General features: G+C 72.2%; 10 protein-coding genes. All 10 read right to left on the reverse strand.

The features are described 5' to 3' along the window. Nucleotides 1–822: methionine adenosyltransferase (metK, locus tag LCH29_RS40825; RefSeq protein ID WP_446466742.1), on the reverse strand; the 822-nt coding region annotated here is incomplete at its 3' end. A gap of 57 nt (nucleotides 823–879) precedes the next feature. Continuing rightward, nucleotides 880–2286, reverse strand: coding sequence for a class-II fumarase/aspartase family protein (locus LCH29_RS40830; RefSeq protein ID WP_446466743.1), 1407 nt, complete (start codon nucleotides 2284–2286; stop codon nucleotides 880–882). After that, a complete protein-coding gene (locus LCH29_RS40835; RefSeq protein WP_446466744.1) occupies nucleotides 2283–4298 on the reverse strand; it encodes an FAD/NAD(P)-binding protein in 2016 nt (671 codons plus the stop codon). Before LCH29_RS40835 ends, LCH29_RS40830 begins: the two co-directional genes overlap by 4 nt. Beyond that, entirely contained in the window at nucleotides 4295–5989 is a 1695-nt protein-coding gene (locus LCH29_RS40840; protein ID WP_446466745.1) for an FAD-dependent monooxygenase, read from the reverse strand. The genes LCH29_RS40835 and LCH29_RS40840 overlap by 4 nt, the downstream gene beginning before the upstream one ends. A gap of 1 nt (nucleotide 5990) precedes the next feature. After that, nucleotides 5991–7850, reverse strand: coding sequence for an FAD-dependent monooxygenase (locus tag LCH29_RS40845; RefSeq protein ID WP_446466746.1), 1860 nt, complete (start codon nucleotides 7848–7850; stop codon nucleotides 5991–5993). A 60-nt stretch (nucleotides 7851–7910) separates the two neighbouring features. After that, nucleotides 7911–8918: a methyltransferase gene (locus tag LCH29_RS40850; protein ID WP_446466747.1), complete on the reverse strand. Its 1008-nt coding sequence runs from the start codon at nucleotides 8916–8918 to the stop codon at nucleotides 7911–7913. A gap of 145 nt (nucleotides 8919–9063) precedes the next feature. Further along, complete coding sequence (locus tag LCH29_RS40855) at nucleotides 9064–10806, reverse strand: class I adenylate-forming enzyme family protein (RefSeq protein ID WP_446466748.1); 1743 nt, start codon at nucleotides 10804–10806, stop codon at nucleotides 9064–9066. A gap of 13 nt (nucleotides 10807–10819) precedes the next feature. After that, entirely contained in the window at nucleotides 10820–11749 is a 930-nt protein-coding gene (locus tag LCH29_RS40860) for a bifunctional transcriptional activator/DNA repair enzyme AdaA (protein ID WP_446466749.1), read from the reverse strand. Between the two features lie 132 nt (nucleotides 11750–11881). Further along, the gene (locus LCH29_RS40865; RefSeq protein ID WP_009719746.1) at nucleotides 11882–12985 is read right to left on the reverse strand and encodes a 3-dehydroquinate synthase II family protein; all 1104 of its coding nucleotides are present in this window, start codon (nucleotides 12983–12985) and stop codon (nucleotides 11882–11884) included. Beyond that, nucleotides 12982–13797, reverse strand: coding sequence for a 2-amino-3,7-dideoxy-D-threo-hept-6-ulosonate synthase (locus LCH29_RS40870; RefSeq protein ID WP_446466750.1), 816 nt, complete (start codon nucleotides 13795–13797; stop codon nucleotides 12982–12984). The genes LCH29_RS40865 and LCH29_RS40870 overlap by 4 nt, the downstream gene beginning before the upstream one ends. Nucleotides 13798–13815 lie beyond the last annotated feature (18 nt).

Below are 13815 nucleotides of genomic sequence, written 5' to 3' on the forward strand. Positions count from 1 at the left end.
GTAGGTGTCGATGATGATCTTGCGGCCGGTGAGCCCGGCGTCACCCATCGGGCCGCCGATCTCGAAGCGGCCGGTCGGGTTGACCAGCAGCCGGTAGCCCTCGGTGTCCAGCTTGATGCCGCAGTCGGCGAGTTCCCGCAGGACCGGCTCGACCACGAAGACGCGGATGTCCGGCGTCAGCAGGGCGTCGAGGTCGACGTCGGGCGCGTGCTGCGAGGAGACGACGACGGTGTCCAGGCGGACCGCCTTGTGGCCGTCGTACTCGATGGTGACCTGGGTCTTGCCGTCCGGGCGCAGATACGGCATGGTCCCGTTCTTCCGCACCTCGGACAGCCGACGGGAGAGCCGGTGCGCCAGGTTGATCGGCAGCGGCATCAGCTCGGGCGTCTCGTCGCACGCGTAGCCGAACATCAGGCCCTGGTCGCCCGCGCCCTGCCTGTCCAGCTCGTCCCCCGCGTCACCGTCGGTGGCACCCTCGACCCGCAGCTCATAGGCGGAGTCGACGCCCTGGGCGATGTCGGGCGACTGCGAGCCGATGGACACCGAGACACCGCAGGAGGAACCGTCGAAGCCCTTGTCCGACGAGTCGTAGCCGATGTCGAGGATCGCGTTGCGGACGAGCGTCGCGATCGGGGCGTACGCCGTGGTGGTCACCTCACCCGCGACATGGACCAGGCCGGTGGTGATCAGGGTCTCGACGGCGACCCGGGAGGCCGGGTCCTCCTTCAGGAGCGCGTCGAGGATGGTGTCGCTGATCCGGTCAGCGATCTTGTCGGGGTGACCCTCGGTCACGGACTCCGAGGTGAACAGGCGCAGTGCCATGGTGAGTTCCTCCGCTGAGGTGATACGGACGAGTGGGGTGGGGTGAGCGGGCGCGGGTCAGCGCTTGAGCGCGCGGTCCACCAACGGCCCCGCCGCGCCCGTGTAGTGGGCCGGGTCGAGCAGGTCGCGCAGGTCCTCGGCGCCCAGGTGGGCGGCCACGTCGGGGAGCGCCGCGAGCACCTCGGCGAGCGGGAGCCCGTCCCGCTCGGCCTCCGCGGCCGCCTCGGTGAGCAGATGCTTCGCCCGGGCCTTGCCCAGCCGGGGCGCCAGTACGGCCGCGACCCGCTCGGACGCCACCCGGGCGCCGGTCAGATGGGCGTTGTCCCGCATCCGCTCGGGGCGGACGGCCAGGCCCTCCGCGAGTTCGACGGCGGTGTGGGCCGCCCCGCCGACCAGGCGCAGGCACTCGCGCAGCAGCAGCCACTCGGCGTGCCAGCCCCCGGCGGACCGCTCGTCCTCCGACAGCAGACTCTGCGTCAGCCCCGTGGCCAGCACGGGGACCTGGAGGGCGGCGCTGCGCATCAGGGTGGAGAGCACCGGGTTGCGCTTGTGCGGCATGGCCGAGGAGCTGCCGCGCCCGGGGGCGGCCGGTTCAGTGACCTCCTGGACCTCGGTCCGGGTCATCGACTGCACATCCACGGCGATCTTGCCGAGCGACCCCGCCGTGAAGGACAGCACGGCGCCGAGGTCGGCGAGCGGCGTACGGAGCGCATGCCACGGCAGCAGGGGCCGGGCGAGCCCGGTCTCCTCGGCGAACGCGGCGCCCAGCCGGTCGAGGTACTCCTCGGCGCCGGACTCCCCCTGCGGCCCGTCGTCCAGCGCCGCGTAGGTGAGGTACCCGGCCAGGGTGCCCGCGGCGCCGCCGAGCGAGACCGGCAGGCCCCCGTCGAGCAGGCGGTCGATCCGTGCGACGGCGTCCAGCAGCAGATGGCGCCACCCGGCCGCCTTGAGCCCGAAGGTCGTGGGGACGGCGTGCAGGGCGAGGGTCCGGCCGACCATGAGCGTGTCGCGGTGATCCGCGGCGAGCACGGCCAGCGCGGCGCACGTCCGGTCCAGGTCGGCCCGTATCCGGCGCAGGGCGCGGGCGGCCACCAGCATGGCCCCGGTGTCGAAGACGTCCTGGCTGGTGGAGCCGCGGTGGACGTACTCGGCCGCCGCGGGGGCCGTCGCCGCCACCGCCCGGGTCAGCACCTGGACGAGGCCGACGACGGGGTTCGCCGTCTCGCGGGCGACGAGGGCCAGCGCCCGCGGGTCGAACCGGTCCGCGCGGGCCTGCGCCGTGATGGCGGCCGCGGCCTCCGCCGGGACGGTGCCGAGCCGGGCCTGGGCCCGGGCCAGGGCCGCCTCGGCGTCGAGCATCGCCTGGAGCCAGGCCTCGTCCGCCACGTCCGCCTCGACGGGGGTGCCCGCCCGTACGGGTGAGAGCAGCCCGGTGTCCCGGCCGCCGTCGAACGTCGCGGTCATGCGGTCGCCTCCTTCTGGCCGCCGTGCAGCCCGTCGTGGCCCCCCTGCGGCGCCCCGCCCCGCACCACGTGGAGGGGAGAATCCGCGGCCCGGATGCTCAGCACGGCGCGCGCGATGGCGTCCGAGTCGCCGAGCGTCACGGAGTTGACGCCGGGCCGGATCCCGGCCGCGGTCACCCAGTGCACGGCCTCGGTGGGGACCCCGTAGGCGAACCGGCGCGGATGGGGGCTGCCGTGGACGTCGACGGTCCGGTACGGCCGCTCGGTGACCGCGAGTCCGCCCGTCCGGTAGGTCGTCCCGCAGGTGCCCGGGATGTCGTACGGGCGGCACTGCCCCGTGGTGAGCAGATGGCGCAGCAAGGGGTCGGCGGTGCGGCGCAGGTCCGGCTCGGGCAGCCGGGCCTCGATGAGGACGCTCGCCCGGATCCGCCCGCCCCGTACGGTGTCCGACCCGGCGACGAAGGACGGGAGGGCCTCGTCGACGGTGAGCTGGAGGCCGGGCCCGAGGATGCGGACCACGCCCGCCTCGATGAGGGCGACGAGTTCCTCGATGCGCGAGGCCGGGGGCCCGATCGAGAGGAAGGCGTTGAGCGGGGTGTACCAGGCCGTCAGCTCGTCGCGGTACGAGTTGCCCTCCAGGCCGCCGTGGTCGACGGCGAGCCGGATCTCGTTGCGGAGGTCGCGCAGCACGTCCAGGGCCGCCTTGAGCGGACCGCTCACATTGCCCGCGCGGGCGGCGCGCACGTCCTCTCCGAGGTAGTCCAGCAGCCACTGCCGGAACGCGGCCGGGCTGGGGTACGTCCGGTTGCCGTGCGGACGGGCGAGGGCGTCCCAGCTCCAGTGGTCGTCCGGCGCGAAGCCGAACGCGTCCAGCAGGCGGCGCTCCGCCTCGCCCGCCGGGGCGGCCAGATACCGCTCGGTGAACGCCTCGCGGTCGGCGGCGCGGCCCCGTACCTCCAGCAGGGTGCCGTAGTAGACGCTCTCGACCTCCTTGGCGATCAGCGGCCACAGGTCGGTCCCGAAGTGCACCCGCTCGCCGTCGACGGCCCGCCGCCGCAGCCCGGCGATCGTCTCGGGGGTGAGCAGCCGCGGCGTGTACCGCCCGTGGGCGCCCTTCTCGTTCTCCCCGCGGGCGTGGTACGGAATGCCCCTCCGGGACCCCGCGTAGATCTTGGGCTCCCGGCCGGAGGGCTCGTAGACGAGGCGTCCGTCCTCGGTCCGGAAGGTGCCGCCCCGGCCGGCGGTGAGCAGGGCCATGTGGTCGAAGAAGTTCAGCCCGAGGCCGCGCAGCAGCACGGTCTGTCCCGGCTCGATGCCGCCGAGGTCCACATCGGCGGGGTTGGCGGGCGGGATGTAGAGCAGGCCGTGCTCGGCGGCGGCCCGGGCGAGTTCTTCTTCGTGGGGCGCGGGCAGGGCGGGGACGTGCCCCTGGGCGAGGACGACCGTGTCCAGATCGGTCAGCCGGACGCCGTTGTCGAGGGTGAGGGTCTGCGGACCGTCGGCGAGCGGTCCGCTGTTGTCCAGGCCGACGGCCTGGGCCTGGTGGACCGTGACGGTGACGTGGCGCGGGGCGTCGGCCACCACCCGGCGGAAGACGCTGTTCAGGTAGACGCCGTAGAAGGCCCGGGTGGGGTACGCGTCGGGGCCGAGCCGACGGGCCTCGGCCAGCGTGCGGTCGTCGGCGCCGTCCCCGTCGGCGTTCCGGCCGAGTTCCCTGGCCCACTCGTAGAGACTGGGGCCCGGTTCCACCGGACCGTCCATCTCCACGCTGTCGTCGGTGAACAGGGTGATCTGCGAGGCGACCGTGTTCATCAGCAGCTGGTCGGACTGGCTGGTGCGCCAGACCCGTCCGGCGCCCACCGGGAAGGGGTCCACGACGTGCACGGACACCTCGCGGTGCGAGCCGGACTTGCGCTCGTTGGCGCAGATCCGCTCCAGCACCGACAGCCCGCGGGGTCCGACGCCGACGATTCCGACCTTCAGTTCGTCCCGGCGCGTGCCATGTCGGTTCATGCGGGATCCCCGTCACGCGCCGCGCCTGCCGCCCGCTGTCCCGTCACCCGGGCCACGAGGTCGCCGGGGTCGGTGGGCAGGGCGTTGCCGCGCCAGGCGACGTGCTGGTCGGGGCGGATGAGCACGAGGTCGCGCTCGTAGAGGTCGCGGACGACCGGGTCCTCGACGTCCAGGGTGCGCAGGGGCATACCGGCGGCCTGGGCGGCGGCCTCCAGCCCCTTGACGGGCGGCGGTTCGGGGCCGAGCCGGAGCACGGTGTAGTAGGGGCCGAAGCGGTCGAAGAGCGAGCTGCCGGGGCCGCGCCAGTCGTCGAGCCATACGTGCGGGGCGCGTCCGCCGGGGATGGCGGTGGGCGTGTAGGTGCCCATGGAGTCGCTCGGCGGCTCCTCGTCGGTATCGATGAGCGGGGAGCCGTCGTACCGGGCGCCGAGCTGCACGCCGATGGAGTGGGTGCGCTCCCCGTAGGAGCGAACGAGCGCGCCGACCCGGGCCCGCGCCGTCGCGCCCTCCGGCGAGTCGTCCTCCATGACGCCGGGGCGCTCGATGTCGGCGAGGCCGGTGTTGAGTTCGCGGGCGGCGGCGGTGTTGCGCAGGGCGATCGGCCGCCGCTCGCTCTCGTACGAGCGGAGCAGCCCGGGGCCGCCCCAGCCCTGGAGCGTCCCGGCCAGCTTCCAGGCGAGGTTGGCGGCGTCGTCCACTCCGGTGTTCATGCCGAAACCGCCGTTGGGGGTGAACAGGTGGGCCGCGTCGCCCGCGAGGAACACCCGGCCCACGGTGAACCGCTCGGCGACCAGGGCGGCGCCCGGGGTCCACGGGCGGTGGCTGAGCACCTCGACGGGCAGCTCGGTGCCCGCCGCGCGCCGTACCAGCGAGGACAGTTCCGCGGCGTTGGTGGTGTCCGGGTCGACGGAGCTGGTGAGCAGGAAGAACTCGTCGCGGCCGTTGAGCGCGATGAGGTTCATGACCAGGTCGGGGTTGAGCGACCAGTAGCTCCAGGCCCGCCGGCCGGTGAACACGTCCGAGTGGAAGGTCGGCAGCCGCAGATGGGCGGCGGTGGCGCGGCGCCCCAGGATTTCCTGTTCCAGCGATCCGGGTCCCTCGTAGTGCACGCCCAGGGTGCGGCGCACGAAGCTGCGGCCGCCGTCGCAGCCCACCGCGTACGGCGCCTTCCAGGTCTCCCGGCCCCCGCCGGAGACGCTCTCGGCCTCCAGGGTGACGCCGGTGGCGTTCTGCTTGAGGCCGGTCACCCGCCAGCCGAAGCGGAAGGTGATGTTGGGGCGGGTCATGACGTGTTCGAAGAGGAACTTCTCGACGTACATCTGGTTGGCGCGGTGCACCGGCTCGGGCGTCTGGTCGGTGCGGGGCGTACCGGCGAGCGCCCGCATCCGCTCCCCCGGCGAGGGCAGCGTCAGCCGGGACAGTTCGAAGCCGCTGTAGCGGGTGAAGTAGGCGATGTCGAGGGTGTGGTCGGCGGGCGGGCCCAGCCGTCGGATCTGGCCGGAGATGCCCAGGCGCCGGTAGTGCTCCATGGTGCGGGCGTTGTGGGTGTTGCCGCGGGGCTTGTCCTCCATGGTGGGCTCGGCGTTGAACAGGACCGACTCGATGCCGTAGCGGTCGAGGAAGAGCGCGAGCATGATGCCCACCGGGCCGGCGCCCACGATGGCGACGGGAGTGCGCTGGACGTCGGTCATGTCAGCGGTCCCCCTCGGCACCGGGCGAGGCAGTGGCGGATACGGCGCGCCCCAGGGCCACATCGAGCCCCCGGCGCAGTTCCCGCACCGGGTCCGGGGACGCCGAGCTCAGCCGCAGGGCGACGAACCCGTCGGGCCTGACCAGGACGGCCCCGTCCTCGCCGTGGCCGCGCAGCGCGGCCCAGACGCCGTCGGGGTCGGCCACCTCGTGGTCCGGGCCGACGGCATGGGCGGTGACGGCCGGGCCGTGGTGGGCGGAGACCTCGGCCGCGGCGCGCACCCAGCTCTCGCCCCGCGCACCGGCCAGGAGCAGGAACGCCCCGTGGTCGATGAGGTCGTGGGTCGCCGTCCGCTCCCCGCCGCGCCGCAGCCAGGCGTGCGGCATCCTGCTGCCGGGGCGGCAGGACTGGACGTAGTCGAGGCCGAGCGGATCCGGCTCGGGCCGCTCGGTGCCGTCGCCGGTGACGAACCCGGCGTCGGCGTAGTCGTAGCCCATCTCCAGGCCCAGGTGGGCGGTGGTGATCCGATTGGTCTCGAAGTACTCGGCGAGGACCGCGCGCCGGGTCCGCCCGTCGGGCGTGTCGGAGAACAGGGCGGTCATCTGGGCCCGGTTCCACTCGGGGCGGGCCCCCGGGACCACGCCGGTGCCCGCGGTGAAGGCGATCTGGTTGAACAGCGAGAACAGCGCCCGCTCGACGACGCGTTCGGCGACCGGGCGCCGCTCGGCCTCGTAGCTGTCGAGCAGCGCGGGCGCGGCGTCGCCGGAGAGCACCCGGGCCAGCTTCCAGGCCAGGTTGTGGGAGTCCTGGACGCCGGTGTTGAGGCCGAGCGCGCCGGACGGCGGATGACGGTGGGCGGCGTCACCGACCAGGAAGACGCGACCGGCGCGGAAGTGCTCGGCGACCGTGCCCTCCACGGGCCAGCGGCTGATGCTCTGCACCTCCATCGGGTGGTCCTGCGGGAGCTTCAGCGTCCGGCGGACCATCTTGACGACCGTCTCGTCGTCCAGCTCCGCCGCCTCCCGCGTGCCGGGCGGCCGGGAGAACATCAGCGTCCACTCCTCGGAGTGGCGTCCCCACTGCTTGGGGCCCATGGGCACGACGCCGCAGTGCTCCAGGCTGCCGTCGTCGGCGAGGCTGGAGACGCGGTTGACCACCGTGTCGTCGAAGGGGATGAACTCGGAGAAGTCGGCCCGTATGTGAAGGTTGATCCACTCCAGGAAGGTGGGGGTGCCCAGCATGCGGATGCCGAGCCGCTTGCTCACCGAGCGGCCGCCGTCGGCGGCGATCAGATATCCGGCCCGGACGCGGTAGGTACGGTCCGCGTCGCGGTCCAGGATCGTCGCGGTGACGCTGTCCCCGTGGTCCTCGAACTCCACCATCTCGTGTCCGAAGCGGATGCCGCCGGGGTTGCGCTCCTCGGCATGGCGGCGGATCAGCGGCTCCAGCCAGCGCTGGCCGAGGTTCGCGTGCGGGTACGCGGACGCCTCGGCGTACCGCTCGGCCAGGGCGCCGCCGCCGTAGGCATCGGCGCGGTGGAGCACCTTGCGGTCGTACGGCTCGTCGCCGCCGAGGCTGGTCAGCCAGGCCATGGCGCCGCAGTTGGCGGGCGGGGAGCCCTCGGCGTAGATGTCCCGGGCCAGTCCGTGGTGGCCGAAGATCTCCATGGTGCGGGCGTTGAGGATGTGCGCCTTGGGCTGGATCGACGTCGTCGCGTGGCGCTCGACGAGCAATGAGCCGACGCCGAGGTCGGAGAGGACGACGGATGCCGTCAGGCCCGCGCCGCCGCCGCCGATGATCAGCACGGGGACGTCCAGGACCCGGGGGTCGTCGCTCGGTCGGGTTGGGGGTGAGAGGTTCATCGAGTGCCTCGTATTCGCCTTCTCGTGAGTCGTCGGCGTCGGGAGTCCCCGGCGCGGCGCCTAGGCGGCGGCCGCGACCAGCAACGTGGTTTCGAGGGCCAGCGGGTGGACGGATTCCAGGCGCAGCCCGGCCGCGGTGAGGACGTCGCGGTAACCGTCCAGGGTCCGCCCGCGCCCTCCCGCGGCCATGAGGAGATGCAGGTCGTACAGGAGCGGAAGCAGCTCCGGGGCGCCTTCCTCGGGGATGACCCGCTCCACGACGAGCAGGCGGCCGTCCTCGGGCAGCGCCTTGCGGATGTTGGACAGGAGGGTCACGGACCGGTCGTCGTCCCAGTCCTGGAGCACCCGGGAGAGGAGGTACGCGTCGGCGCCCTCGGGAACCGAGGCGAAGATGTCCCCCTCGACGGCCTCGTAGCGGTCGGGGCCCACGGAGGCGTCCAGGTGGGCGTGGGCGACGGGGATCATGTGCGGCAGGTCGAGGAGCACCCCGTGCAGATGCGGATGGGCCCGCAGGACCATCGAGAGGAACTGGCCGCTGCCGCCCGCGACGTCCATCACCGTGGTGCAGCGGGAGAAGTCGAAGGCGTCCAGGACGTCGGGGAAGAAGACATTGCCCGCGTTCATGGCGCGCTGGAACTTGGCGCCCGCGCCGGGCGCGCTCGCCAGATACGCGTGGATGGAGGTGCCGAGGGCGTGTTCGAAGCCGGAGGATCCGGTGCGGACGGCGGGCACCACCGCTCCCCACGCGGTGTGGAACTCCTCGCCGTAGAGCTGGATCATGTCGCGCATCGACGCGTCGCTGTCGGCGCGGAGCACCTCGCTCACCGGCGTCAGCGCGTAGCCCTGGTCCGGCGAGCGGTCGAAGACGCCCATGGCCAGCAGCAGCCGCATCAGCCGGGTGATGCCGTCCGGGCCCGAGCCGGTGGCCGTGGCCAGGGCCGTGTCGGTGGTGTGCCCGGCGGCGATGTGGTCGGGGATCTCCAGGGCGACCGCGGCGTAGAGCGCCTGTGACTGCCAGGAGCCGGTGATGATGTCGACTACTTGGCGCGCGGCGTGTCCGTCGTGCATGACTGGCCCTTCTGATCGGGTGGATCGGGTGGGGCGGTGGTGAGGCCGCCGGGCGGCGTACGCGGGCTGGGGCGGCGTACGGCGGCTTGGCGGCGTACGGCGGATGAGCGGCGTACGGCGGATGAGCGGCGTACGGCTGCGCCGGTCAGTTCGCCCGCGGCGCGGCCCCCTGGGCGGTGTCGTGCAGCAGGGTGCGGTGGCGCTCGCGGAGCTGCCGCTTGAGCACCTTGCCGGTGACGCCCACGGGCAGTTCGTCGCGGTCGGCGGCGATGAGCAGCGCGCGCAGCAACGGCATCCGCTTGCGGGCGAGTTCGGCGTTGACCGCCTCCAGCAGGGCGTCGGAGGAGCGCTCCGGGCCATGGCCGCCGCTGTCACGGTTGTCGCTGTCGTCGCGGTCGTCGCGGTCGTCGCGGAAGAGCACGATACCGATGGGGGCCGCCTTCCCCGGGGCCTCCGGGTCCTCGACGCCCACCACCGCGGCGTCGAGCGCCTGAGTGGTCAGCAGCAGGACCTCCTCGAGGGGGAGGCTGTGCACGGCCCCGTCGGCCGCGTGGATCACATCGGGCGTGCGGTCGAGGTGGAAGAAGCGGCCCTGCTCGTCGCGCCGGACGATGTCGCCGGTGAGGAAGTAGCCGCTGAGCAGGGAGTCCTGGCTGAGCTGGGGGTCGTCCCAGTAGCCGGGGGTGACGCTGGGGGTGCGGACGCCGAGCATCCCGGCCTGCCCGTCGGGCAGTTCGTTCCCCGCTTCGTCGAGCACGGCGGCCTTGCGGACCACCCCGGCCGGGCGGCCGATGAGCCGTCCGTACTCGGTCGACTCGGGGACGTACACCTGCCGGAAGAGCACCATGCCCATCTCGGAGGAGCCCAGGCCGTCGTTGTACTGGGAGCCGGTCTTGCCGGGGCGGGAGCCGAGGCCCATCAGCGGCCTGATGTGCCGCTCGTGCGAGGCGTCGCCCATGCCGTTCCACGAGTGGATGTTCCGGGCGGCGCGGGGGTCGATGTCCGCGACGTCGATCTCCGCGAGGGTCAGCGGGAAGCCGAGGACGAAGGTGGGGTGGAACTGGTTGATCGCCTGGGCCACGGACCGTCCGTTCGGATCGTCCAGGATCAGGGTGGGGATGCCCAGCAGCAGCGCCATGCTCAAGTAGCTGATGCCCGACGAGTGGCTGTGCGGGAGGGCGGTCAGCATGCGGTCGGTACGCAGGGACGGGAAGCTCCACAGCCGCTCGCGCTTGCCGACGAAGAACCCGCGGTGGCTGAAGATCGGTGCCTTGGGGCGGCCGGTGGTCCCGGAGGAGTGGGAGACCATCACCAGGTCGTCGGGACCGTGACGGTAGGGGAACCCGGGCAGCGGGGCGGGCGGCAGCGGGGCGGTCTCGTCCAGCTGCCGGATGTCCTGGAGCAGAGGGGTCCGGGCGGTGGGGATGCCCTGCTGCGACCACGCCTCGGTGCAGCCGTCGAGCAGGTCCTTGTCACCGACGAGGACCGTCGTCTGGGTGCGCTGGAAGTAGTCGGCCGCGGTCGGCGACGCCATCTTGGGGTTGCAGTGCACGGCGGCGGCGCCGAGGCTGTTGATCGCTATGTGGTGGAGCAGTCCGGCCAGCCCGTCGCGGGTGTAGACACCGACGTGGGAGGAGGGCCGCACCCCGTGGTCGCGGTACCAGGTGGCGTACCGGATGACGGTGATGCGCATGTCGTTCAGGGAGATGCCGGTCGGCTCGGTCTCCGCCCAGCCGGGGGCGGTGACATCCGGGTGATAGAGGAGTGGCCGGTCCCGGTCCTTGGCGATCGACCAGGCGCGCCAGAAGAAGTTGCCCGCGCCGAGCCCGCGATCGGCGTGCAGCCGCAGTCGCTGGGCCGCCGACCGTTGAGTGCCGAAGATTAACATCACCAATCCTCTTTCACCGTGTCTGGACGGATGGTTCGCTCGGTGTCTCGCGAAGTGCTCTTCTGAGGCGCTCGCTCATGGCCGTGACGCGGATGTTCAGCGGCAGGTCCCGGCCCAGCCTCGGCGGCTCCGACTGGCGTACGGCGGCGGCGACCCGATCGTCGAACTCCCGTCCGGCGCGGATGAGATGCGCCTTGGGGAAACGCTCCCTCAGCCGTCCGACGAGCGCTGCTTCGCCATCACCGGTGAGCGCGTCACCGGTGAGCCCGTCACCGGTGAGCCCGTCGCCGGTGAGCACGGAGCAGATCCCCTTCTCGGTCTTCGCGACCAGGACGGGGCCGAGGAGGCTCTCCGACAGGGAGAAGCTGATGGCGATGGAGTCCGCGCCGGCACGGAAGTTGGTCGGCGTCATGCCCAGAATCTGCTGGGACACGGCGTAGAAGTTGCCCTGGGAGGTGAAGCCGGACCGGTAGATGGCCTCGGTCACCGTCTCGGCCTCGGAAATCACCCGGCGCAGCCGGTCGGCCCGGCAGGCGGCCACGTAGGCCTGCGGGGTCACTCCCGTCAGCCGCTTGAAGACCCGGTGGAAGTGGAAGCGGCTGAAACCGGCCGCCTCGGCGAGGGTGTCGAGGTTCGGTGTCTCGCCCGCCTCGTGGATCAGCTCGCAGGTCCTGGCGATGGCGGTCACATAGGAGGCGTGTGCGCTGTCCTCACGCGGTCGGCACCGGCGGCACGGCCGGTATCCGGCGCGTTCGGCGGCCTCCGCGTCGGTGAAGAAGACGGTGTTCGCCCGGCGCGCCGGCCGGGAGACGCAGGAGGGCCGGCTGTAGATGCCCGTCGTCCGCACCGAGTAGTAGAAAACTCCGTCTGCCTGCCGGTCACGGCGCAGCACGGCTCTCCACCGCTCGTCGTCATCGACGTAGGACGCCACTGTCCCGTCCAAGACTGATCCTCCGGGATGCACTGTTTCCGTGGTGGGGGTCTTTCGGAGGTGCGCGTGCGGGGAGGTGGTCCCGCGGTCCCGCCGGGGCGGGCCGGTGGCGCCGTTGCGTGTCACCGGCCCGCCCGGGGGTGGCTACTTCTCCAGGCAGAACTCGTTGATCGGGTAGCCGACGTGGCGGTCCTCGACCGGCAGGTAACCGAGCACCTTGTCGCCGGGCTTCAGCTCGGTGCTGTTGAGCACCGTGCCGCCCGGGCCGAGCACCCGGACGTGCCAGTCGTCCTGAAGGATCAGGTTGGCCGTGCGGCCGTCGGGGCCGACCGCGTCGATGGAGAGCAGCGGACGCGTCTCGATCTTGACCCGGCCGACGGTGACCAGGCGGGTCTTGCCGTGGATGTCCACGGCGGTGACCTTGCTGCCCGCCTTCAGCTCGCTCAGGTAGTTGGTGCGCTCGTTCTGGCCGACGGTGTACGAGTGGATGGCACCGGCGTTGACCCGGAACGGGCGGGTGGGCATGTACGGCAGCGGGTGGGTCTCGCTGACGCAGAGGATCATGCCCTTGGAGTGCGAGCCGACAAGGATGCCCTCGTCCTTGCCGAAGTAGGTGGCGGTGTCCACGCAGGCCCGCTCGCCCATGCCGACGTGCGTGGTGGCCGTGACCTCCAGCTCGACCAGCTCGAGGTCGGGTATGCCGCCCTCGGCGGCGGCCTTGAGCGCGGTGACGTCTCCGACCTTCGCGGGGGCCATCAGCACCCCGTCGGAGCCGAGTTCCAGCACACCGAAGATGATCTCGGCTTCCTCCACGTCCTTGGCGATGGTGACGAGGCTGCCGTTGGCACGGGCGGCGGCCGCGATCACGATCTCCAGCGGGATCTTGGTGGGGTCGCGGAAGAGCAGCACGCTCCACTTGTCGACGCGGCCGGACTGGCAGGCGTCCTCCAGCGTCTCGGCGTCGATGATCTCGACGAACCGGCCGAACTCCACATCGGGGTGGGCGAGGGCCAGTTCGGCGGGCTCCCCGTGCTTGGCGGGGTCGACGATGACGACGTCCGCCGCGCCGAAGCTCTCGGGGAGCGTCTGGCCCTGCGGGAAGAGGACCTTCTTCACCGTCGGCGGCAGCTTCTCCAGGTCCGCCGGGTCGGCGGCGAGGATGCCCTCCACCCGGGCGTGAATCGCCTCCTGGACGATGGCGTCCTTCGCGGAACCGACCGAGCGGATGTCGACCCAACTGAGCTTCACAGTGCACCTGCCATTCGCGAGGTTTGGATGGGGACGGGAGAGCCCTGGGGCCCATGAACGATCTCGGCCAGTTCCTGAACCGTCGTGCGGGGAGACGCCGAGTTGAAGACGCGCCGGCCGACGGCGAGTCCGCTGCAACCGACCGCGAGCGCCGAGACCGCGAAGTCCTGGACGCTCTGCGAGGCGTCGCCACCACCCGCGACGATGATGGGGATGGGGGAGCTTTCGACCACCTCGGCCATGCGCTCCGCGGGGGAGGCGAACACGGTCTTGACGATGTCGACGCCGAGGTCGGCGGCGATGCTGACGACGTGCGCCACCAGCGCCGGGTCGGCAGGATCGGTGACCCGCGGACCACGTGGGTAGATCATCGCCAGCAGCGGCATCCCCCAGCGGTCGCAGGCCGCGGCCACCGTGCCCAGGTCGGCCAACTGATCGGCCTCGGTGTCGGAGCCGATGTTGACGTGCACGCTCACCGCGTCCGCCCCGAGGCTGATGGCCTCGTCGACGTCGCCCACGAGCACCTTGGCGTTGACGTCCGGGCCGTGTGCCGTGCTGGCGCTCAGGTGGACGAGCAGCGAGCAGTCCGCGAGGAGCTCGGGGGCGAGCACCCGGGCCCGGCCCTTGTGGACGACGATTCCGTCGGCCCCGCCGTCGACCACGTCACGGACGAGGTCCTGGAAGCCGCTCACCGTCGCGATCGGCCCGTCGGAGACGGAATGATCGAGTGGCACGAAGAGATACCGCTCGTCGCCGTGCCCGGAAAGCCTGGCTAGTCTTAGTGATTTACCCGATGAAGACGTGCTCGGCATCAGACACTCCCTTGTGCT

This window comes from Streptomyces sp. BRA346, assembly GCF_052851135.1.

Excerpts from the sequence above, each read along its gene's own strand:
- LCH29_RS40830 (WP_446466743.1), bottom strand. The coding sequence starts at position 2,286 with ATGACCGCGACGTTCGACGGCGGCCGGGACACCGGGCTGCTCTCACCC.
- LCH29_RS40835 (WP_446466744.1), bottom strand. The coding sequence starts at position 4,298 with ATGAACCGACATGGCACGCGCCGGGACGAACTGAAGGTCGGAATCGTC.
- LCH29_RS40840 (WP_446466745.1), bottom strand. The coding sequence starts at position 5,989 with ATGACCGACGTCCAGCGCACTCCCGTCGCCATCGTGGGCGCCGGCCCG.
- LCH29_RS40845 (WP_446466746.1), bottom strand. The coding sequence starts at position 7,850 with ATGAACCTCTCACCCCCAACCCGACCGAGCGACGACCCCCGGGTCCTG.
- LCH29_RS40850 (WP_446466747.1), bottom strand. The coding sequence starts at position 8,918 with ATGCACGACGGACACGCCGCGCGCCAAGTAGTCGACATCATCACCGGC.
- LCH29_RS40855 (WP_446466748.1), bottom strand. The coding sequence starts at position 10,806 with ATGTTAATCTTCGGCACTCAACGGTCGGCGGCCCAGCGACTGCGGCTG.
- LCH29_RS40870 (WP_446466750.1), bottom strand. The coding sequence starts at position 13,797 with ATGCCGAGCACGTCTTCATCGGGTAAATCACTAAGACTAGCCAGGCTT.